The organism is Streptomyces sp. NPDC054757 (assembly GCF_053612185.1).
Genome location: NZ_JBSHBW010000005.1, coordinates 35819 through 55921, shown reverse-complemented (window position 1 = coordinate 55921; position 20103 = coordinate 35819). Strand labels below are relative to the sequence as shown.

Here is a 20103-nt window from a genome sequence, read left to right as displayed (position 1 = left end):
TCAGCCGTGAGCCGAACGGGAACCCTCACCTATTTCCCGCCGTTGGAGCAGGGGAAGGAAGGTTCGTCGGCACTCCCGTGAGGTCGCGGGCGGCCATGCTGAGGTACCGTCCGAAGAACACTCTTTACTCACAGCAGCATTTACCTACGGGCAGGAGGGACGGGGCGTAGTTCCGCCCCGTATGGATGGACGTGAAGCGATACTTCCGTGGGCCGGTCATGTGGATCGTGCTGGCCGTCCTCGCCGTGGTCGTGTTGATGCAGGTCGTCGGCTCGTCGGGCGGCTACAAGTCAGTGGACACCTCCAAGGTCGTCCAGGCGATCGACAAGAACCAGGTCGAGCAGGCCAAGGTCACGACTGGTGACGAGAACGTCATCAAGATCGAGCTGAAGAACGGCCAGAAGCTGGACGGCGAGTCGGGCGGCAAGTTCCAGGCGAACTACATCGGCGACGCGCAGGGCACCGCCCTCGCCGCCAAGCTGCAGAGCAAGGTCGACAGCGGCGACATCGGGAAGGGCTACACGGTCTCCCCGTCGAAGCAGAATCCCTTCGTCGGGATCCTGCTCTCGCTGCTGCCCTTCGTACTCATCGTCGTGGTCTTCCTGTTTCTGATGAATCAGATGCAGGGCGGCGGCTCCAAGGTCATGCAGTTCGGCAAGTCAAAGGCCAAGCTGATCACCAAGGACACCCCCAAGACGACCTTCGCCGATGTGGCGGGGTCCGACGAGGCTGTCGAAGAGCTCCATGAGATCAAGGAGTTCCTGCAGGAGCCGGCGAAGTTCCAGGCCGTCGGCGCCAAGATCCCGAAGGGCGTCCTGCTGTACGGACCGCCCGGAACGGGCAAGACGCTGCTCGCGCGCGCCGTCGCGGGCGAGGCCGGGGTGCCGTTCTACTCGATCTCCGGTTCCGACTTCGTCGAGATGTTCGTCGGTGTCGGTGCCTCCCGGGTGCGTGACCTCTTCGAGCAGGCCAAGGCGAACGCCCCGGCGATCGTCTTCGTCGACGAGATCGACGCCGTCGGCCGGCACCGCGGCGCGGGCCTCGGCGGTGGCCATGACGAACGCGAGCAGACGCTGAACCAGCTGCTCGTCGAGATGGACGGCTTCGACGTGAAGGGCGGGGTCATCCTGATCGCCGCCACCAACCGGCCGGACATCCTGGACCCGGCGCTGCTGCGTCCCGGCCGTTTCGACCGGCAGATCGCGGTCGACCGTCCGGACATGCAGGGCCGTCTGGAGATCCTCAAGGTCCACCAGAAGGGCAAGCCGGTCGCCCCGGACGTCGATCTGGGCGCGGTCGCCCGTCGTACGCCCGGCTTCACCGGCGCCGACCTGGCCAACGTGCTGAACGAAGCGGCGCTCCTCACGGCGCGCGGCAACCAGAAGCTCGTGGACAACGAGTCGCTGGACGAGGCGATCGACCGTGTCGTGGCTGGCCCGCAGAAGCGGACCCGGATCATGTCCGACAAGGAGAAGAAGATCACCGCGTACCACGAGGGCGGACACGCCCTGGTCGCGGCGGCTTCCCCCAACTCGGACCCGGTCCACAAGATCACGATCCTCTCCAGAGGCCGTGCTCTCGGCTACACGATGGTCCTGCCCGACGAGGACAAGTACTCGACCACGCGCAACGAGATGCTCGACCAGCTGGCGTACATGCTGGGCGGGCGCGCGGCCGAGGAGCTCGTCTTCCACGACCCGACCACGGGCGCGGCGAACGACATCGAGAAGGCCACGGCCACCGCCCGCGCGATGGTCACGCAGTACGGCATGACCGAGCGTCTGGGCGCGATCAAGTTCGGGGCCGACAACTCCGAGCCGTTCGTCGGCCGGGAGATGGGTCATCAGCGCGACTACTCGGAAGAGGTCGCGGCGCTGGTCGACGAAGAGGTCAAGAAGCTCATCGAGACCGCGCACAACGAGGCCTGGGAGATCCTCGTCGAGAACCGCGACGTTCTCGACAACCTGGTCCTCCAGCTCCTTGAGAAGGAGACGCTGAACAAGGAGCAGATCGCCGAGGTCTTCTCCGGGATCGTGAAGCGTCCGGCCCGCCCGGCGTGGACGGGCTCCAACCGGCGTACGCCTTCGACACGCCCGCCGGTGCTCTCCCCGAGGGAGCTGGCGCTCACCAACGGCGCTGTCAACGCGGTCACCGCGGGTACCAACGGCACGACCCCCGCGGAGGGCGGCATCGAGTCCGTCCCCGAGGACCGGCCGGAGAGCTGACACCCGGGGCCGCCCGGAGCGCTTCCGCGCCGGGCGGCCCCGGAATGCATGCCGCGTCCCCCAGGTTCTAGCCTGGGGGACGCGGCATTTTCTTTCAGGAGCGAGGCACAGATGACCGACCCGATAACGCTGGACGGCGCGAGCCAGATCCGCGAGTTCGACGAGAAGCGGGCCGAGAATGCCGTACGGGAGCTGCTCATCGCCGTGGGGGAGGACCCCGACCGCGAAGGGCTGCTTGAGACGCCGGCCCGGGTGGCGCGCGCGTACAAGGAGATCTTCGCGGGGCTGCGGCAGAAGCCCGAGGACGTACTGACGACGACGTTCGACCTCGGTCACGACGAGATGGTCCTGGTCAAGGACATCGAGGTGCAGAGCCACTGTGAGCACCACCTGGTGCCGTTCACCGGGGTCGCCCATGTCGGCTACATCCCGTCGTCCGACGGGAAGATCACCGGTCTGTCGAAGCTCGCCCGGCTCGTCGACGTCTACGCCCGGCGCCCCCAGGTCCAGGAGCGGCTGACCACGCAGGTGGCGGAGTCGCTGATGAAGATACTGGAGCCGCGCGGGGTGATCGTGGTCATCGAGTGCGAGCACATGTGCATGACGATGCGCGGGGTCCGGAAGCCGGGAGCGAAGACGATCACGTCGGCGGTCCGCGGCCAGCTGCGCGATCCGGCGACCCGGGCCGAGGCGATGAGCCTGATCATGGCCCGCTGACCCGGGCGGGCCGGCGGCCGGTTTGGCCCGGCCTGGCCGGCCGCTGGTCAGGCCCGGTCAGGGCAGCGCTTTCGGGGCAGGCTCATCGCCTCGGCCCGGCCGGTGCGGCCCGGTCCCGGCCGTCAGCACGCGGTCAGGCGGCCGCGCCCCGGCCGTCCTGGTCCTCGTCGTCCGGGAGCTTGCAGACCCGCTCCAGGAAGAACGCCGCGGCCACCACCCCGACCCCCGCGACCACGGAGAAGCCCGCATAGATCGCCTGGTCGCGGCGGGCCGGGTCGTCCAGGTGGCTGAGCAGATAGACGCCCGTACCGCCGTACATCCCGCAGACCAGCGACGCCACCAGCGCACTGGCCTGGGCGAAGACCACCGCGCGGGCCGCCATCATCGGGTCCACGCCCTTCGCGCCGGGACGGCGCTCCCGCTGGGCCCGCAGCCGGGCGCGGAGCGAGAGCGCCGTGGCGAGCAGCACCACGGCGATGGCGCCCAGCACGATGGGCGCCGCGAGCGGCACGCTCGGCAGGGTGCCCACCGTGTTCCAGAGCCGGGCGCCCGCCCAGGAGAGCACTCCGGCGACGACGAACAGGCCGGCCAGTACACCGAACCGTAGTTGCTTCACGTAACCCTGCTCTTCACTCTGCTCTTTGCGGTCCCTGCTCTTCCCGGTCCCACAGAGGCTAACGGCTACTCGGGCAGGCAGAGTTCCAGATCCGCGCGGGGCAGTACGCCTTCGCTGCCGACCGCCGCGAGCAGCTCGGCGACCGGGCCGCGGCCCGGCACCTCGGCCGCCGGATCCACGTCGTGCCACGGCACCAGGACGAACGCCCGCTGGTGCGCGCGGGGGTGGGGGAGCGTGAGCACCGGGTCGTCGGAGACCACATCCGCGTACGCCAGGATGTCCACGTCGATGGTGCGCGGGCCCCAGCGCTCCTCGCGCACCCGGTCGAAGGCCTCCTCGATGGCCTGGCCGCGCTCCAGCAGCGAGTCGGGCGGCAGCGTCGTCTTCACGACGACCACCGCGTTGAAGTACGAGGGCTGCGAGCCGGGGTCGACGCCCCAGGGCTCCGTCTCGTACACCGGGGAGACGGCCTTGACCCGCAGGCCAGGGGTGTCCTCCAGGGCGTCGATCGCGCCCTGGAGGGTCTCCAGGCGGTTGCCGAGGTTGGCGCCGAGGGAGATCACGGCCCGTTGGGGATTGGACAGCGTCACATCGGCCGCGTCGACCTGGGCGACCACGGAGGCCGGTACCGGCTGAACGGTCGGGTCGCTCTGCGGCTCGCTGGGATACACGGTCATACTCGGCTCCGGATGATGGTGATGGTCACGTCGTCGAAGGGGACGGTGATCGGGGCATCCGGCTTGTGCACGACCACCTCGACCTCCTCGACGCCTTCGTGCTTGAGGCACTGCTGGGCGATCCGCTCCGCCAGGGTCTCGATCAGATCGACCGGTTCGCCCCGGACGACATCGACGACCTCCTCCGCCACCACGCCGTAGTGCACGGTCTTCGCCAGGTCGTCGTCGGCCGCCGCGGGGCGGGTGTCGAGGCCGAGCACCAGATCCACGATGAAGGTCTGGCCCTCCGCGCGTTCCCTCGGGAAGACGCCATGGTTCCCACGGGCCTTGAGGCCGCGCAGCGCGACACGGTCCACGCGAATCACTCCTGCTGTTCGTCGGTAGGCGGGCCCGCGCCGAATGCGGTCGGCGTGGCCCACATATTCGAATCTACCTGCGGCCACCGACAGCACCCCGTCACGGGGGCTGCCGGTCGTGGTTCTGGCTGAGTGATATTCGCCCCTACCCGCGGCTGCGCGGCTGAACCCTATGGAGGGGCACGCCCACTCAGGCGGGTGTTTCGTCGCCCTCGGCCGTGCCCTCGCCGTCCTCGCCCTCGCCGGTCTCGGCGAGTACGGGCGAGCCGTGGTGGGACCAGAGCTTCCAGCCGTCGGGCGTCCTGCGGAACGTGTTGGTGGCGACCACGAGCTGTCCGACCAGTGGGCCCAGCTCGCCCGCCTCCTCGGCGGGGCCGCCGCTCAGGATGTTCTCGGTGCAGGTCACCAGGGCGGTGTCGTCGGCGATGTTCACCACCACATCCGTCAGGAAGAACTGGATGTACTCGGTGTTCGCCATGATCAGCGCGTACGACCTGAGGACGTCACCGCGCCCGGAGAGCACCGGCCAGCCGGGGTGGACGCAGGAGATCTCGTCCTCCAGCCAGAGAGTGGACAGCGTCTCGAAATCGCCGCGCTCCATCGTCTCGTAGAAGGCCGTGTTGGCGAGCTCGACCTCTTCCACGTCGGTGGCCGCGGTCATGCGGCGCCCTCGACGGCGCGTGCGACGCGGACCGCGTCGGCCGTGGCCCGTACCTCATGGACCCGGACGGCCCAGGCGCCCGCGTGGGCGGCGAGCGCGGAGACCGCGGCGGTGGCGGCGTCCCGCTCGCGGGCGGGCGGCGGGGCGGCGCCCTCATGGGCCAGCACCCGGCCGAGGAAACGTTTGCGGGATGCGGCGACCAGCAGCGGGTGACCGAGCGCGCGCAGATCCGCCAGGTGGGCCACGAGCGCCAGGTCGTGCTCGGCGTCCTTGGCGAAGCCCAGGCCCGGGTCCACGACGATCCGCTCGGGTGCGATGCCTCCGGCGACCGCCGCCTCCACCCGGGCGCGCAGCTCGGCGAGGACTTCGGCGACCACGTCCGTGTAGTGCGCGCGTGCGGCCATCGACTCGCTGAACCCGCGCCAGTGCATCACCACGAACGGGGCTCCCGCGGCGGCGACCACCGGGACCATGGCGGGGTCGGCGAGCCCGCCGCTGACGTCGTTGACCAGGACGGCACCGGCCGAGACCGACTGCTCGGCGACGGTGGCGCGCATGGTGTCGACGGAGACGGTGACGCCTTCGGAGGCCAGCCCCCGTACGACCGGCACGACCCGGCGCAGCTCCTCGTCGGCGTCGACCCGGCTGGCACCCGGGCGGGTCGACTCACCGCCCACGTCGACCAGGTCGGCGCCCTGCGCCACCAGGTCCAGGCCGTGCTTGACGGCGGCGCCGGTGTCGAACCAGCGGCCGCCGTCGGAGAAGGAGTCGGGCGTCACATTGACGACGCCCATGACCGCACAGCGGTCCCACTCCGGCAGCCCTGCCACCCGGCCCCGCCCGTGCAACGTACTCATGCCCCCAGCCTAAGGGCTGTCCCGTATCCCCGGTGGATCAGTCAGCGCACGCCGTCCGACCCGGTGCACGCACGCCCGCGTACTGGATGTTCTCCGGCGCGGGCCGCCGGGCCGGGCGGGTCACGCCGCCCGTGCCCCGCTCTCGCCTGCCGCGCCCTTGAGGTGGGTACAGGGCCGCTCGGCCACCCGCTCCCGGCGGGAGAACGGCCAGGGCAGGCTCAGATTGACGAAGCCCTCCGCCTGCATCGCGGCGAAGCCGATGCGCGGCAGGTCGCCGGTGTTGCGGAAGACCACGAAGCGCGGCTCCCAGCGGGGCTGGAACTTCGCGTTGAACTTGTACAGCGACTCGATCTGGAACCAGCGGGACAGGAAGACCAGCAGCCCGCGCCAGCCCCGCAGGACCGGGCCCGCGCCGATCTTCTCGCCGCGGGCCAGCGCCGAGCGGAACATCGCGAAGTTGAGGGAGACCCGCTCGACGCCGAGGCCGGGGGCGGCCTGCAGGGCCGCCACGATCAGCAGCTCGTTCATGCCGGGGTCGGCCGCGCGGTCGCGGCGCATCAGTTCGAGGGACATGCCGTCCTTGCCCCACGGCACGAAGTGGATGATCGCCTTCAGGTCACCGAAAGGGGAGTCGGGCCCGTCCGCCTTGTGGGCGGTGGCGATGACGCAGTCGCCGTCGCCCGGGTCGCCGATCCGGCCGAGCGCCATCGAGAAGCCGCGCTCGGTGTCCGTACCGCGCCAGGCCGCGGCGGCCCCCCTGATGCGCTCCAGCTCGGTGTCGCTCACGTCACGAACGCGCCGGACCCGCGTCTCGTAGCCACCGCGCTCGATGCGCTTCACCATCTGGCGTACGTTGCGCATCGCTCGTCCGGCGAGGGAGAAATCCACGACATCCACCACCGCCTCGTCCCCGAGTTCCAGTGCGTCGAGACCGGTCTCGCGGGTCCAGACCTCACCGCCGGTCTCGCTGCACCCCATCACCGCGGGGGTCCAGGAGTGCAGCTTGGCCTCGTCCATGAAGCGCTCGATCGCGCCGGGCCACGCCTCGACGTCACCGATGGGGTCACCGCTGGCGAGCATCACCCCGGACACCACCCGGTAGCAGACGGCCGCCTTGCCGCTCGGCGAGAAGACGACGCCCTTGTCGCGGCGGAGCGCGAAGTGGCCGAGTGAGTCACGGGCGCCGTGCTTCTCCAGCAGGGCCCGCAGCTGCTTCTCGTCCTCGTCGGTGAGGCGCGCCGCCGGGTGTTCGGGCCGGAAGGCCAGATAGATGGTGGTGACGGCGGTGAGCAGACCCAGGGAGCCGAGCGAGTAGGCGACGGTCCAGGAGGTGTTGCCCTGGTACTCGACCGGGCCCTCGAAGCCGAAGAGCCCGAACAGCACGTGCTGGAGGCGGTCGGCGATGCTGGGGCTGCCGACGACCCGGCCCGGATGGACGCTGACGATGATCAGGCCGAGGCCCAGCGATCCCGCCCCGAGCACCACGAAGTTGGCCAGCGCCTTCCACCGGCTGCGCGGATCGGGCAGCGCCTCGAACTCGGTGCGGTGGCGTACGACCAGGGTCAGCAGCACCAGCGAGATCACCGCCCCGACGATCGAGTGCCGGTAGCCGAACTGCGCCACCGCGCCGATGGGAAGCAGCACCACCGCAGCCCGCCAGGCCCTGCGTTTACGGCGTTTGAGGCCATGGGCGAGGAGCAGCAGGAGCACCCCGGCGCAGAGCGCGAGCGCCGCGGTGAACGGCCCCAGCGCACCGGGCAGCACCTCGGCGACCGTATGCATCCGGCTGTGCCGGAACCGGGGGAAGGCCCCGCCGGCGATGTCGAGCAGGCCGACGACCGTACAGGCCGTCCCGACCAGGGAGGGGACGGTCTCGGGGCGGGGGCCCCGGAAGATCCGTCGGACACTCTTCGGAACCATTACCGACTTTTCCCCATCTACCGGCACAGACATCGCTTCCCACGGCTCCACAAGAGGTTCAGTGTCCGCCGGTCGCCGAATTCGGCGCAGCACCCGGACATTTTGTGTCCTCTAGGACGGCAATTACGGGGCGCGGGTTCATCGGCTCCGTAAAAAAACTCTCCGTAAAAACTCCGCAGAAAGTTCGGCTCCCCATGGGTCTCACCAGCCACAAGGTTCTGGCGCTCGCCGCACTGCTGGCCATCGCCCTGTTCGCCGCGACGATATGGCTCTGGCCGCGGCTCGCACGGCGGTCCGGCCGTGCGGTGGCCGGCCGGATCGGACTCTTCCTCGCGACCCAGGTGGCGGTCTTCGCGACAGTCGGGCTGATGGCCAACAACTCCTTCCTCTTCTACGGGTCGTGGGCCGACCTCTTCGGGCAGGAGCAGACCCCGGGCGTGGTCGTCGACCACGACGCGGGCAGCCATGACGTCCGGGTGGTGACCAGGACGGGTCTTGATGTCCCCGGCGGCACCAAGCCGGAGGTCGCCGGGCAGATACAGAAGGTCGTGATCCAGGGCCGCGCGTCGAAGATAGCCAGCTCCGCCTACGTCTATCTGCCCCCGCAGTATTTCCAGCCGGCGTACATGAAGCGAACGTTCCCCGCGGCTGTCGTGCTCACCGGCTACCCGGGCACCGCGGAGAACCTGATCCACGGCCTCCACTACCCGCGGACCGAACTCGACCAGCTGAAGGCCGGGAAGATGCGGCCGATGGTGCTGGTGATGCTGCGGCCGACGGTGGCCCCGCCGAGGGACACCGAGTGCGTGGACATAAAGGGCGGACCGCAGAGCGAGACCTTCTTCGCGAAGGACCTCCCGGGGGCCGTACGGGCCGCGTACCGGGTCGGCGCCGGACCGCTCAACTGGGGCTCGATAGGGGACTCGACCGGCGGCTACTGCGCACTGAAACTGGCGGTCCATCACCCGGGCGTGTACGGGGCAGGGGCGGGGCTCTCCGCCTACTACCGGGCGGCCGAGGACCCGACGACCGGCGACCTCTTCCAGGGCAACGGCCCGGAGCGGCGGCGCGCGGACCTGATGTGGAGCCTGGACCACCGGCCCGCCCCGCCCACCTCGCTCCTCGTCACCACCAGCAAGAAGGGCGAGGGGAACTACCGCAGCACGATGCGCTTCATGGCCAAGGTGAAGCCGCCCACCCGGCTGTCGTCGATCACCCTCACCAGCGGCGGGCACAACTTCAACACCTGGCGCCGCGAGATCCCCGCGGGCATGGAGTGGCTGAGCGGGCGGCTCACCGGCCGCTGACGGTCTCCAGCTCCACCTCGTCGCGCGGGATCTCCCGGGCGTCGGCAGCGGTGGAGCGGCGCAGCGCCTCATGCAGCCGGGCAGGGGTCAGCACCCCCAGGAAGCGGCCGGCCCCGGCCTCGCCGGTCACCGCGATCCAGCCCGCGTCGTGCTGCAGCATGGTGGCGAGGGCCTGCCTGAGCGAGGCTCCGACGGGCAGCCGGGCGTCCATCCGGCGGGCGTGCTCGCCCACCGTCCCCTTCGCCGTGGCGGCGTGCTCCGCCGAGATCCAGCCGTGCAGATTCTCGTCCCGGTCCAGGACGACCGCCCAGCCCGGCAGCGTGGCGGGCAGCGGGTCGTCGAGGTGCACGACCGGGGGCTGCTCCAGGTCACCGGCCTCGATCGGGGTGACGGAGAGCCGCTTCAGGCCGCGGTCCGCGCCGACGAAGTCCGCCACCCAGGGCGTCGCGGGCGCGCCGAGCACCGCTGCCGGGGCGTCGAACTGCTCGATCGTGCCCTGGCCGTACACCGCGATCCGGTCGCCGAGCCGTACCGCCTCCTCGATGTCGTGGGTGACGAAGAGGACGGTCTTGCGTACGGACTTCTGGAGCGCGAGGAACTCGTTCTGCAGATGCTCGCGCACGACCGGGTCGACCGCGCCGAACGGCTCGTCCATCAGCAGGACGGGCGGGTCGGCCGCCAACGCCCTTGCCACGCCCACCCGCTGGCGCTGGCCGCCGGACAGCTGGTCGGGGTAGCGGTTGCCGTGGACCGCCGGGTCGAGCCCCACCAGGTCCAGCAGCTCCGCCGCCCTGGCGCGTGCGGCGGCCCGCTTGACGCCCAGCAGATGCGGGACCGTCGCGGTGTTGTCCAGCACCGTCTTGTGCGGGAAGAGGCCGACCTGCTGGATCACATAGCCGATCCGGCGGCGCAGCTCGACGGGGTCGGTGGCGGATATGTCGTCCCCGCCGACGTATATCCGGCCGCCGGTCGGCTCGATGAGCCGGTTGACCATCTTCATCGTGGTGGTCTTGCCGCAGCCGGACGGGCCGACGAGCGTGACCAGTTCACCTTCGGCCACCTCGAAGGAGAGGTTGTCGACGGCGGTCGTGCCGTCGTCGTACCGCTTGGTGACGTTTTCGAATCGGATCATGATTCCCCATTGTGACGGGCCGGTTGTGAAGGCCATGTTGCTGCAGTACGACGGATCCCGGCATTGTCAGTGGCCGGGGTTAGGGTCGCCACTGAGTTGAGGAAACCGATGGGGGCCGGGCCGACGGGGGCCGGGCCGACGGATCCGGACAGGTCCGGAGCACGGCGGGGGCCGGGAAGCGGGGTGCGATGAGCGGGCAGAACTGCATGGCGAGGAACGACTGGCTCTGCTGGGAGTACGTCACATCCCGCAGCCAGGAGCTGACCGACGCGATCGTCCAGCACATCTGGATCACCGCGGTGTCCGTGGCGATCGGGCTCGTGGTGGCCTTCCCGCTGGCGCTCCTCGCCCGCCGCGGGCGGGTGTTCGCGGGACCGGTGCTGGGGCTGACGACCGTGCTCTACACGGTGCCGTCGCTGGCGATGTTCTCGCTGCTGCTGCCGTGGTTCGGCCTGTCGGCCGCCCTGGTGGTCACCGGTCTCGTGCTCTATTCGCTGACGATTCTCGTACGGAACATCCTGGCCGGTCTCGCCGCCGTCCCCGAGGACGCGAGAGAGGCGGCGCGGGGCATGGGGTACGGACCGGCCAGACTGCTCTGGGAGGTCGAGCTGCCGCTGGCGCTGCCCGCGCTGTTCGCCGGGGTGCGGATCGCCACGGTCTCCACGGTGGCGCTGACGACGGTCGGCTCGATCGTCGGCAAGGGCGGGCTCGGCAATCTCATATCGGACGCGCTGCCGACCCTCTTCAAGGCGCAGGTGCTGACCGCGTCCGTGCTCTGTGTGCTGCTGGCCGTCCTGGCCGATGTGCTGCTGCTCCGCGTCCAGCGGCTGCTCACGCCCTGGACCCGAATACGGACGCCGCGGTCGGCCCGGTCGGCCGGGACGGCTGAGACAGCCGAGACGGCAGAGACGGCTGAGGTGGTCTGATCATGGGTGAGTTGACCGATGCCTGGACCTGGCTGACCACGGGGTCGCACTGGTCGGGGGAGAGCGGTGCCGGGCACCGGCTGGCCCAGCATCTGACGGTCAGCGGCATCGCGTTCGCGCTGGCGTGCCTCATCGCGCTGCCGGTCGCGCTCCGCCTGGGCCACATCGGCCGGGGCGGCGCCCTGGCCGTGAACCTGTCCAACGCCGGGCGTGCGATACCGACGTTCGCGGTGCTGGCGCTGCTGCTGCTGACCCCGCTGCGCTCGTACGGCGATCTGCCGACCGTGATCGCCCTGGTGCTGTTCGCGGTGCCGCCGCTGCTGACCAACGCCTACACCGGGATGCGCGAGGTGGACCGGTCGGTGGTGGAGGCGGCCCGGGGGATGGGGATGTCGGGGCGTCAGCTCTTCCTGCGGGTCGAGCTTCCGCTGGCCTATCCGCTGATCATGACCGGGCTGAGGTCGGCAGCGGTCCAGGTGATCGCCACGGCGACGCTGGCCGCGATGACCGGCGGGGGCGGTCTCGGCCGGATCATCACCGCCGGGTTCAACACGTACGACACCGCGCAGGTGGTGGCGGGCGCGCTGCTCGTCGCCGCGCTGGCCCTGGTCGTGGAGGGGCTGCTGGTCGCCGCCGACCGGCTGCTCGACCCGCGTCGCAGGGCCGCGGCCTGAGGGCGTCCGCCGCCTCCGCCACCGCGCTCCCCGTCCCGAACGTTCCGCAATCACCTGTCACTTGGAGTGGACCTCATGATCAAGACCTCGCGCATAGCGGGCGCCGTGCTCGGCATGGTGGCTCTGACGGGCTCCCTCGCGGCGTGCGGCGGCGACAGCCTGGAGAAGGACAAGAACGGCGGTGGTCCGAGCGCCGCTTCCGGTTCGGGCAAGAAGGGCTCGCTCGTCGTGGGCGCGGCCGGCTTCACCGAGTCGAAGGTGCTCGCCGCGCTGTACAGCCAGGTGCTGGCCCACGCCGGATACAAGACCTCGGTCACCTCGGTGAACAACCGCGAACTGTACGAACCGTCCCTGGAGAAGGGCCAGATCGACGTCGTACCGGAATACGCGGCCACCCTCGCGGAATTCCTCAACGCCAAGACGAACGGCGCCAAGCAGGCCGAGAAGAAGCCCGTCGCCTCCGGTGATGTCGCGGCGACGGTCGCCGCCCTGCGGAAGCTCGCCGGGCCGCGCGGGCTGAAGGTCCTTCCGGCAGGCCGGGCGGTCGACCAGAACGCCTTCGCGGTGACCAAGGAATTCGCCGCGAAGAACAAGCTCAAGACCCTTTCGGATCTGGGCAGGTCGAAGGCGAAGGTCAAGATCGCGGCGGGTGACGAATGCACGGTGCGGCCGTTCTGCGCACCGGGCCTGAAGTCGAAGTACGGCATCGACGTCACCGGCATCGACCCCAAGGGCGTCGGTACCCCGCAGGCCAAGCAGGCGGTGAAGGACGGCACCGATCAGCTGGTGCTCACCACCACGACCGACGCGACCCTGGACACCTACGGACTGGTCCTGCTCCAGGACGACAAGAAGCTGCAGAACGCGGACAATCTGCTGCCGGTCGTGAATGCCAAGGACGCGGGGAGCCCCGGGATCGCCGCCGCTCTCGCCAAGCTCACATCGGCGCTCACGACCGCCGATCTGATCCAGCTGAACCGCAAGGTCGACTCCGAGCGGGCGAAGCCCGACGACGTCGCGAAGGACTATCTGAAGTCGAAGGGCTTGATCAACTAGCCGGTTCACCGGGGAATGGCGGGAAGCACCGGACTGAACCGTTGCCGATAACCCTTCTGGGTATCCCTTCGAGGTAACCGCTGGGGAACAAATCCCGGTGCGGTCATCCATTGAGCGCACACGCACGGTAAATTTCGAGCCATGCCACGTGGACGCCACCGCCATTCCCCACCCTTGCACCGGCTTCTCCAGCCCTCGGCCGTAGCCGGTGTGTCGCTCCTTCTCGCCGCCGGTGCCTGGCTGTTCGCGGATCCCCTGGTGCTCCGCTGCCTGGTCGTTGCCGCGGCGGTCGCCGCGGTGACCGGTGCGGTCCTCATGCGCAGCTGGGACCGGGTGGCGGGCCGCAGGGTCGCCGAACTGACCCGGTCGCGGGCCGCCGAGGAGTGGCGGGCCGAGGAGCGCACCGCCGAACTGGAGGGCGACCTGGAGGAGTCGCGCGCACTGCGCGTCAGGCTGGAGACGAAGCTGCGGGCCAAGCGGGCCGAACTGGCCGGGCTGCGCGGGGAGCACGCCGCGCTGCTGCGCCGGTACGCGACCGCCGAGACCGAGCGGGCCGGTGCGCTGGAGGGCCGCAGGCTGCTGGCGATCGAGGCCGCTGCCCCGGCGGCTCCGCGCGCCGCGCTGCCGGCCGCGCGCTCCACGCCGACTCCCGACGCGTACGCGAAGGCCGCCCAGGCCCTCGGTTCGCTCAGCCGTAACGCGGCGGCCCAGCGCGAGCAGCGGCGGCAGACCGAACAGCGGGAGGCGGCGAAGCCGGCGGGGAAGCCGGAGGCGGCCGCCGCTGAGCACGCGCGCCCGCAGTCGGCTCTCCCGGCTCCGCGTCGCGTTCCGGCGACCGCCGTCGCTCCGTACACCCCGCAGCAGGGCCGCGCGCCCCGGCCCGTGGGCGGCTTCGACTTCTTCGGCATGCAGAGCGCCCAGAGCACGCGGCGCCCAGCTGAGAAGGCCGCTCCGGTGCTGGAGCCCGCGCAGCTGGCGTCCGTGCAGAACGAGGACCTGGCGGACGTGGTGGGCGCGGAGGCCATCGCGGCGCACCACGCCGAGACGGCGGCCTCCGCGACCGGCGGGGGCACCGGCGACGGCGTGGACGACGGGCCCGACGACGGTGTGGACGACGGCGTGGACGGGACCGCCGGGAAGGACGCCGAGCGTGGGGTCGGCCAGGTCATCGACCTGACCGAGCACGACGAGACGGAGCAGATCGACGTGGGCGTACTGCGTACCGCGATCTCGTAGCGCCGTCCGTAGTGCCGTCCTGTGGCGCCGTCCTGTTGCGCCGGTCGGCGGAACGCCCGTGGCCCGGAACCCCGATGGGGATCCGGGCCGCTCCGCGTCCGTACGGGCCGCGTACCGCCCGCCTACTTGTCGATGTCCCCGACCACGAAGAAGAGCGAGCCCAGGATCGCCACCATGTCCGCGACCAGGGTGCCGGGCAGCAGCTCGGTCAGCGCCTGGATGTTGTTGAACGAGGCCGAGCGGAGCTTGAGGCGGTACGGGGTCTTCTCGCCCTTGGACACCAGGTAGTAGCCGTTGATGCCGAGCGGGTTCTCCGTCCAGGCGTACGTCTCGCCCTCCGGGGCCTTCAGCACCTTCGGCAGCCGCTGGTTGACCGGCCCGGGCGCCAGCGCGGCCAGCCGGTCGAGACAGGCGTCGGCCAGGTCGAGGGCGTTGTGTGTCTGGCCCAGCAGCACCTCGAAGCGGGCCAGGCAGTCGCCGTCCTCGCGGGTGACGACCTTCAGGGTGTCCTGGAGTTCGCCGTACGCGAGATACGGCTCGTCGCGGCGCAGGTCGAAGTCGACGCCCGAGCCGCGGGCGATCGGACCGCTCACCCCGTACGCGTGCACGGCGGCGGCGGAGAGCACCCCCACGCCCCGGGTGCGGCCCCGGAAGATCTCGTTGCCGAGTACGAGGTCGTCGTACACGTCCATCCGCGACCGGACGTCGGCGACGGCCTCCCGCGCCCGGCCGAGCCAGCCCGCGGGAAGGTCCTCCTTGAGGCCGCCGACCCGGTTGAACATGTAGTGCATCCGGCCGCCGGAGACCTCCTCCATCACCGTCTGGATCACCTCGCGTTCCCGGAAGGCGTGGAACACCGGGGTGATACCGCCCAGTTCGAGGGGGTATGAGCCGAGGAACATCAGATGGTTGAGCACCCGGTTCAGCTCGGCGAGGAGCGTACGGGTCCAGACCGCGCGCTCGGGGACCTCCATCCCGAGCATCCGCTCGACGGCCATCACGACACCCAGCTCGTTGGAGAAGGCGGAGAGCCAGTCGTGGCGGTTGGCGAGCATGATGATCTGGCGGTAGTCGCGGGCCTCGAAAAGCTTCTCCGCGCCCCGGTGCATATAGCCGATGACCGGCTCGGCCTGCTGGATGCGTTCGCCGTCCAGGATGAGCCGGAGGCGGAGCACTCCGTGGGTGGAAGGGTGCTGGGGGCCGATGTTGAGCACCATGTCGGTGGTCTCCGCGGCGCCGCCGATGCCGACCGTCGTCTCCGTCATACGGGCCAGTATCCCTCCCGCCCGTACGCGCCCACCGGCTGCATCAGCCACCCGAAGTCCCCCAGCCCGCCCCGCGCCACCAGCTCGGCGGCCTCACCCGCCGCCGCCAGGGCCCTGACGTAGGCCGCGGGGTCCGTCGAGGCCAGCGCCAGGGGCGGGCGCCCGGCGCTGATCCCCAGGGCGGTGAGCGCCTCCCGCTGGGAGCACAGGGTCGTCTGCGGGGGGCGCGGGACCGGCTTCCGGGTGTGCGGCCGGGTGTGCGGCGGTACGGGGACGGAGGCGTCAGGCGGTACGGAGGCGTCCGGCGGTACCGAGGCATCCGGCCGCACGGTGGCGCCCGGCGGCACGAAGGCACCCCGCGATACGGCGGCCTCTGCCGGTACGCAGGCGTCCAGCGCCACATGGGCGGTGAGGTCGCAGCTCCCGTCCGGTACCGGCCGTACCTCGCGGCCCTCCCGGAAGCCGGTGAGGGTGCCGAAGGGCGGACGGGCGCCGCGGAAGTGGGCGTAGTCGACGGCCACCGCGAGACCCGCCTCCAGCGTTCCGGCCGCCGCCGCCCACGCCTCGTCGCGCGGGCGGCCGATCTCGGCGCGGGTGCCCGGCTCCTCCAGGGGCCACCAGCGGTCGAGCCACGCGGCGTCCGCGCCGGTCACCGGGGCACCCAGCCGCTCGGCGCCGTCCTCCGTCCTGACCTGCACATAGCGCGGCGTCCCCGCGGGGTCGGCCTCGGCGACATCGACCGGCACGTTGTCCAGCCACTCGTTCGCGAAGAGGAGCCCGCGCTCCCCGGCCGGCGGCTCGGCGCACCAGACGACGCGCTCGTCGAGCCCCGCCGGCCGTGGAGCGCGCTCCACGGCGTACGCCCGTACCGGGAACCCGGCGGGCAGCGCGGCCAGGACCCCGGTCACCAGCTCACCCCGGCCCGCCCCCATGTCGATCAGGGCCGGCTCCGCGATGTCGAGACCCATGAGCAGCCGGGCGACGGCCGACGCGAACAGCGGCGAGGCGTGCACCGAGGTACGGAAGTGCGCCGCCGGGCCCTCCGGCCGCAGATAGAAACCGTCCGCCCCGTACAGCGCGGCCTCCGTCGCCGCACGCCACCCGCGCCACTCATCAGTCACGGCGTCAAGTCTCCACCTTGGGGAGTACTCCCCGGGCGACCGGATCGGTCCTCCGGTTGACCCTTACACCTGTTCGGCATCTTTACGCTGGGTTACGTGCAGCGTCTCTACGCCTTCATCCGCAGACACCCGACTCTGGTCGACGGCTTCTGGGCCGTCGTCCTGCTCGGGTTCTCCGCGATGCAGTGGGAGGCGTCCCGCACGGGGCCCGGATACGACGTCAAGGCCGTCCCCGTCTTCCTGGGCCTCTGCACGGCCGTGGCGCTGCGCCGCCGGGTGCCCGAGGCGATGCTGCTGCTCGTGACGGTGCTGGGGGTGGCGCAGCTGGTCTTCGACATCTCGGCGGGGCCCGCCGACTTCGCCATGCTGGTGCTGATCTACACCGTCGCGGCCGACGGGAAGCGCTGGGCCTCCCGGTTCGCTCTGATCGGCGGACTGTGCGCGGGGACGCTCGCGCAACTGCGCTGGCACGAGGGGCCGACTCCCACCTGGGTGCAGCAGACGGTCTTCACGATGGTGGCGACGGTCCCGTTCGTCCTGGCCTGGGTGCTCGGCGACTCCGCGCGGACCCGCCGGGCCTACTTCGCCCAGCTGGAGGAGCGGGCCTCCCGGCTGGAGCGGGAGCGTGAGGCGCAGTCGAAGGTGGCGGTCGCCGGTGAGCGGGCCCGGATCGCCCGGGAGCTGCACGATGTCGTGGCGCACAACGTCTCGGTGATGGTGGTCCAGGCCGACGGCGCCGCCTATGTGCTGGACGCCTCGCCCGACCAGGCCAGACAGGCGCTGGAGACCATCTCGTCCACCGGCCGCCAGGCGCTCGCCGAGATGCGCCGGCTGCTGGGAGTGCTCAGGACCGGTGACGCGCCGGAGAGCGGCGAGTACGTCCCGCAGCCCGATGTGCAGCAGATCGAGGACCTGGTCGAGCAGGTCAGGGTCGCCGGTCTGACCGTGGACTTCCGTGTCGAGGGGACGCCGAGGCCGCTGCCCAGTGGCGTGGAGCTGACCGCGTACCGCATCGTGCAGGAGGCGCTCACCAACACCCGCAAGCACGGCGGTCCCGACGTGGGCGCCAGCGTGCGGCTCGTCTACTTCGACGACGGGCTCGGCCTGCTGGTCGAGGACGACGGCCGGGGCGCGGCGCACGAGCTGTACCAGGACGGCGGGGCGGACGGTCAGGGGCACGGCCTGATCGGTATGCGGGAGCGTGTCGGCATGGTCGGGGGCACGCTGGACGCGGGCCCGCGGCCGGGCGGCGGCTTCCGGATCAGTGCACTGCTGCCGCTCAAGCCCGCCCGCTAGTTTTTGAACCGCCCCATGACCCGCTCCATGACTCGCCCACTGGCTGTTGCCCGCCCCATGAGAAGGAGTTCCTACGAGATGGCGATCCGCGTGATGCTCGTCGACGACCAGGTGCTGCTGCGCACCGGCTTCCGGATGGTGCTCGCCGCCCAGCCGGACATGGAGGTCGTCGCGGAGGCGGGCGACGGGGCCGAGGCCATCGACACCCTCCGGTCGACGGCGGTCGACGTGGTGCTGATGGATGTCCGTATGCCGAGACTGGACGGGGTCGAGGCGACCCGGCAGATCTGTGCGCGCCCGGACGCGCCGAAGGTGCTGATCCTGACCACCTTCGACCTGGACGAGTACGCCTTCTCCGGGCTGAAGGCGGGCGCCAGCGGATTCATGCTCAAGGACGTGCCGCCGGCCGAACTGCTCGGGGCGATCCGCTCGGTGCACAGCGGCGACGCGGTGGTCGCGCCGTCGACCACGCGGCGGCTGCTCGACCGCTTCTCGCCGATGCTGCCGAGCGCGGTCGCGGACCCGCAGCACAAGGAGGTCGAGCGGCTCACGGACCGTGAGCGCGAGGTGATGCTGCTGGTCGCGCAGGGCCTGTCGAACGGTGAGATCGCGGCGCGGCTGGTGCTGTCCGAGGCCACCGTGAAGACGCATGTGGGCCGCATCCTCACCAAGCTGGAGCTGCGGGACCGGGTGCAGGTGGTCGTCATGGCGTACGAGACGGGCCTGGTACGGGCCGGGGGCTCCGGGGCGCGCTGAGCGGCCGGGGCCGATTCGGGCCGGGTCAGGCCGGCCCGGGGGGAACTCAGGCCGGACCAGTTCGGCCCGTGGCAACTCAGGGCCGGCTCAGGCCGGTGGCAGCTCGGCCCGGATCAGCTCAGCCCGGTCGACTCGGTCCGGCTCAGGCTCGTGGCAGCTCAGCCGGGACCGGTTCGGCCCGGCCCGCCCGGGTCAGCGCAGCACCCCCTCCAGGAAGTCGCTGTCCAGTCGGGCCACCACGGTGAGGTCGAGCTGATGCAGTACGTAACGCCCGCGCCGCTTCGTGGTGATCAGACCGGCCCGCTTGAGCACCGTCAGATGGCGGGAGGCCTCCGGCGCGGAGATGCCGTGCGAGTCGGCCAGTTCGCCCGTGGTGTGCGGGGAGCGGGCCAGCCCCCGGCACATCCGTATCCGCATCGGGTGGGCCAGCGCGTCGAGGCGCCGCTTCAGCAGCTCGACCGATGCGGGGGACGGCAGTTCGGGAGCGGCGACCGGGTACTGGACGACCGGGCGCCAGTCCGGGCGGTGCAGCACCAGCAGATGGGGCCAGCCGAAGCTGGTCGGCACAAAGGTGAGCCCGTCCCCCGCGGGCGCGCCCACCGCGGCCGAGCGGCCCTCCGAGAGCTTGTCGGCGCTGATCCGTGTCCCCGTACCGTCCACCGACAGGGCGGCGGAGACCGCGGCCAGCGCGTCCGCCAGGCCCTTGTGCCGCAGGATCTCCGTCTTGTGCCGGGCGTCGGCGGCCAGCTGGATCCGTATCCGCCGCCAGGTGTCGCCGAAGAACGCCTGCTCGCAGTCCTCGAAGAGCCGCCGGATCCAGGCCCGCACGGTGGCCGGGTCGTTCAGCAGATGTCCGGTGAAGTCGAACTGCCGGGGACCGCGGGCCGCCGCGAGATCCAGCGCGCGGCTGCGGACGCCCGGGTCCGTGAGCGGTGAGGGGCCGCCGGTGTCGTACGTGACGGAGCAGGTGAATTCGAGCGCGACCGTCACGAACTCGTCGTCGGGCAGCAGGTCGAGGAGGTCCAGATCCTCGGCGAGGGCCGCCCCCGGCCTCCCACCGCCGCCCCTGGCGCCCGCGAACGGCATGAAGATGTCCGAGAACGTGCTGCGCCACAGGAAGTCCGCCTCGTGCAGCCGGCCGGCGAGGTCGGCCTCCAGCCCGGCCGCCGTCGCCGTGGCCCAGCCGTGCAGCCCCGGATGGTGTCCGGGCTCCGAGAGCACATGCAGCGCATTGCCCAGCTCCGCCAGGGGAGACGGCTCGAAAGTGATCCCCCCGGGCGGCAGACCCGTGATGTCGATGTCCAC

General features: G+C 71.0%; 19 protein-coding genes. 9 read left to right on the top strand and 10 right to left on the bottom strand.

The window, feature by feature from the left end:
- The first annotated feature begins 185 nt into the window (after positions 1-185).
- Both ftsH and folE read left to right on the top strand, forming a co-directional pair.
- Positions 186-2225 (top strand): ATP-dependent zinc metalloprotease FtsH, encoded by a 2040-nt coding sequence (gene ftsH, locus ACWGKJ_RS09000; protein WP_385020594.1) that lies wholly within the window; start codon positions 186-188, stop codon positions 2223-2225.
- 111 nt (positions 2226-2336) lie between these two features.
- Complete coding sequence (gene folE, locus ACWGKJ_RS08995) at positions 2337-2942, top strand: GTP cyclohydrolase I FolE (RefSeq protein ID WP_385030278.1); 606 nt, start codon at positions 2337-2339, stop codon at positions 2940-2942.
- Between the two features lie 133 nt (positions 2943-3075).
- Here the strand turns inward: folE and ACWGKJ_RS08990 are convergent, their stop codons facing one another.
- The 6 genes from ACWGKJ_RS08990 to ACWGKJ_RS08965 form a co-directional block, all read right to left on the bottom strand.
- On the bottom strand, positions 3076-3558 hold the full coding sequence (locus ACWGKJ_RS08990) for a DUF3180 domain-containing protein (RefSeq protein ID WP_385030281.1): 483 nt from the start codon (positions 3556-3558) through the stop codon (positions 3076-3078).
- 65 nt (positions 3559-3623) lie between these two features.
- Entirely contained in the window at positions 3624-4235 is a 612-nt protein-coding gene (gene folK / locus ACWGKJ_RS08985) for a 2-amino-4-hydroxy-6-hydroxymethyldihydropteridine diphosphokinase (protein WP_385030284.1), read from the bottom strand.
- Positions 4232-4591: a dihydroneopterin aldolase gene (gene folB / locus ACWGKJ_RS08980; protein ID WP_385030287.1), complete on the bottom strand. Its 360-nt coding sequence runs from the start codon at positions 4589-4591 to the stop codon at positions 4232-4234. Before folB ends, folK begins: the two co-directional genes overlap by 4 nt.
- Before the next feature lie 190 nt (positions 4592-4781).
- Complete coding sequence (locus ACWGKJ_RS08975) at positions 4782-5252, bottom strand: nuclear transport factor 2 family protein (protein WP_385030290.1); 471 nt, start codon at positions 5250-5252, stop codon at positions 4782-4784.
- The gene (folP, locus tag ACWGKJ_RS08970; protein WP_385030293.1) at positions 5249-6109 is read right to left on the bottom strand and encodes a dihydropteroate synthase; all 861 of its coding nucleotides are present in this window, start codon (positions 6107-6109) and stop codon (positions 5249-5251) included. The genes ACWGKJ_RS08975 and folP overlap by 4 nt, the downstream gene beginning before the upstream one ends.
- A gap of 120 nt (positions 6110-6229) precedes the next feature.
- Positions 6230-8029 carry a phosphatidylglycerol lysyltransferase domain-containing protein gene (locus tag ACWGKJ_RS08965; RefSeq protein WP_385030296.1) on the bottom strand — a complete coding sequence of 600 codons (1800 nt, stop codon included), beginning with the start codon at positions 8027-8029 and terminating at the stop codon, positions 6230-6232.
- A 194-nt stretch (positions 8030-8223) separates the two neighbouring features.
- Between ACWGKJ_RS08965 and ACWGKJ_RS08960 the strand changes: the two genes are divergently transcribed.
- Complete coding sequence (locus ACWGKJ_RS08960) at positions 8224-9336, top strand: alpha/beta hydrolase (protein ID WP_385030299.1); 1113 nt, start codon at positions 8224-8226, stop codon at positions 9334-9336.
- Here the strand turns inward: ACWGKJ_RS08960 and ACWGKJ_RS08955 are convergent.
- Positions 9323-10468: an ABC transporter ATP-binding protein gene (locus ACWGKJ_RS08955; RefSeq protein WP_385030302.1), complete on the bottom strand. Its 1146-nt coding sequence runs from the start codon at positions 10466-10468 to the stop codon at positions 9323-9325. The genes ACWGKJ_RS08960 and ACWGKJ_RS08955 overlap by 14 nt on opposite strands.
- 188 nt (positions 10469-10656) lie before the next feature.
- Between ACWGKJ_RS08955 and ACWGKJ_RS08950 the strand changes: the two genes are divergently transcribed.
- The 4 genes from ACWGKJ_RS08950 (at position 10657) to ACWGKJ_RS08935 (ending at position 14360) form a co-directional block, all read left to right on the top strand.
- A complete protein-coding gene (locus tag ACWGKJ_RS08950) occupies positions 10657-11394 on the top strand; it encodes an ABC transporter permease (protein ID WP_385030305.1) in 738 nt (245 codons plus the stop codon).
- Positions 11395-11396: 2 nt separating this feature from the next.
- The gene (locus ACWGKJ_RS08945; protein WP_385030308.1) at positions 11397-12068 is read left to right on the top strand and encodes an ABC transporter permease; all 672 of its coding nucleotides are present in this window, start codon (positions 11397-11399) and stop codon (positions 12066-12068) included.
- A 75-nt stretch (positions 12069-12143) separates the two neighbouring features.
- The gene (locus tag ACWGKJ_RS08940; RefSeq protein ID WP_385030311.1) at positions 12144-13124 is read left to right on the top strand and encodes an ABC transporter substrate-binding protein; all 981 of its coding nucleotides are present in this window, start codon (positions 12144-12146) and stop codon (positions 13122-13124) included.
- A gap of 141 nt (positions 13125-13265) precedes the next feature.
- Positions 13266-14360 carry a hypothetical protein gene (locus ACWGKJ_RS08935; protein ID WP_385030314.1) on the top strand — a complete coding sequence of 365 codons (1095 nt, stop codon included), beginning with the start codon at positions 13266-13268 and terminating at the stop codon, positions 14358-14360.
- Positions 14361-14482: 122 nt separating this feature from the next.
- Here the strand turns inward: ACWGKJ_RS08935 and ACWGKJ_RS08930 are convergent, their stop codons facing one another.
- Complete coding sequence (locus tag ACWGKJ_RS08930; protein ID WP_385030317.1) at positions 14483-15625, bottom strand: NADH-quinone oxidoreductase subunit D; 1143 nt, start codon at positions 15623-15625, stop codon at positions 14483-14485.
- Positions 15622-16746: an SAM-dependent methyltransferase gene (locus ACWGKJ_RS08925; RefSeq protein WP_385030320.1), complete on the bottom strand. Its 1125-nt coding sequence runs from the start codon at positions 16744-16746 to the stop codon at positions 15622-15624. Before ACWGKJ_RS08925 ends, ACWGKJ_RS08930 begins: the two co-directional genes overlap by 4 nt.
- A gap of 96 nt (positions 16747-16842) precedes the next feature.
- Between ACWGKJ_RS08925 and ACWGKJ_RS08920 the strand changes: the two genes are divergently transcribed.
- Together ACWGKJ_RS08920 and ACWGKJ_RS08915 are read left to right on the top strand one after the other, a co-directional pair.
- Positions 16843-18042, top strand: a complete 1200-nt coding sequence (locus ACWGKJ_RS08920; protein WP_385030323.1) for a sensor histidine kinase — start codon at positions 16843-16845, stop codon at positions 18040-18042.
- 78 nt (positions 18043-18120) lie between these two features.
- On the top strand, positions 18121-18798 hold the full coding sequence (locus ACWGKJ_RS08915; RefSeq protein WP_385030326.1) for a response regulator transcription factor: 678 nt from the start codon (positions 18121-18123) through the stop codon (positions 18796-18798).
- A gap of 192 nt (positions 18799-18990) precedes the next feature.
- Here the strand turns inward: ACWGKJ_RS08915 and ACWGKJ_RS08910 are convergent, their stop codons facing one another.
- Complete coding sequence (locus tag ACWGKJ_RS08910; protein WP_385030354.1) at positions 18991-20103, bottom strand: DUF5937 family protein; 1113 nt, start codon at positions 20101-20103, stop codon at positions 18991-18993.

Excerpts from the sequence above, each read along its gene's own strand:
- ftsH (WP_385020594.1), top strand. The coding sequence starts at position 186 with ATGGACGTGAAGCGATACTTCCGTGGGCCGGTCATGTGGATCGTGCTG.
- folE (WP_385030278.1), top strand. The coding sequence starts at position 2,337 with ATGACCGACCCGATAACGCTGGACGGCGCGAGCCAGATCCGCGAGTTC.
- folK (WP_385030284.1), bottom strand. The coding sequence starts at position 4,235 with ATGACCGTGTATCCCAGCGAGCCGCAGAGCGACCCGACCGTTCAGCCG.
- ACWGKJ_RS08975 (WP_385030290.1), bottom strand. The coding sequence starts at position 5,252 with ATGACCGCGGCCACCGACGTGGAAGAGGTCGAGCTCGCCAACACGGCC.
- folP (WP_385030293.1), bottom strand. The coding sequence starts at position 6,109 with ATGAGTACGTTGCACGGGCGGGGCCGGGTGGCAGGGCTGCCGGAGTGG.
- ACWGKJ_RS08965 (WP_385030296.1), bottom strand. The coding sequence starts at position 8,029 with ATGGTTCCGAAGAGTGTCCGACGGATCTTCCGGGGCCCCCGCCCCGAG.
- ACWGKJ_RS08960 (WP_385030299.1), top strand. The coding sequence starts at position 8,224 with ATGGGTCTCACCAGCCACAAGGTTCTGGCGCTCGCCGCACTGCTGGCC.
- ACWGKJ_RS08955 (WP_385030302.1), bottom strand. The coding sequence starts at position 10,468 with ATGATCCGATTCGAAAACGTCACCAAGCGGTACGACGACGGCACGACC.
- ACWGKJ_RS08950 (WP_385030305.1), top strand. The coding sequence starts at position 10,657 with ATGAGCGGGCAGAACTGCATGGCGAGGAACGACTGGCTCTGCTGGGAG.
- ACWGKJ_RS08945 (WP_385030308.1), top strand. The coding sequence starts at position 11,397 with ATGGGTGAGTTGACCGATGCCTGGACCTGGCTGACCACGGGGTCGCAC.
- ACWGKJ_RS08940 (WP_385030311.1), top strand. The coding sequence starts at position 12,144 with ATGATCAAGACCTCGCGCATAGCGGGCGCCGTGCTCGGCATGGTGGCT.
- ACWGKJ_RS08935 (WP_385030314.1), top strand. The coding sequence starts at position 13,266 with ATGCCACGTGGACGCCACCGCCATTCCCCACCCTTGCACCGGCTTCTC.
- ACWGKJ_RS08930 (WP_385030317.1), bottom strand. The coding sequence starts at position 15,625 with ATGACGGAGACGACGGTCGGCATCGGCGGCGCCGCGGAGACCACCGAC.
- ACWGKJ_RS08915 (WP_385030326.1), top strand. The coding sequence starts at position 18,121 with ATGGCGATCCGCGTGATGCTCGTCGACGACCAGGTGCTGCTGCGCACC.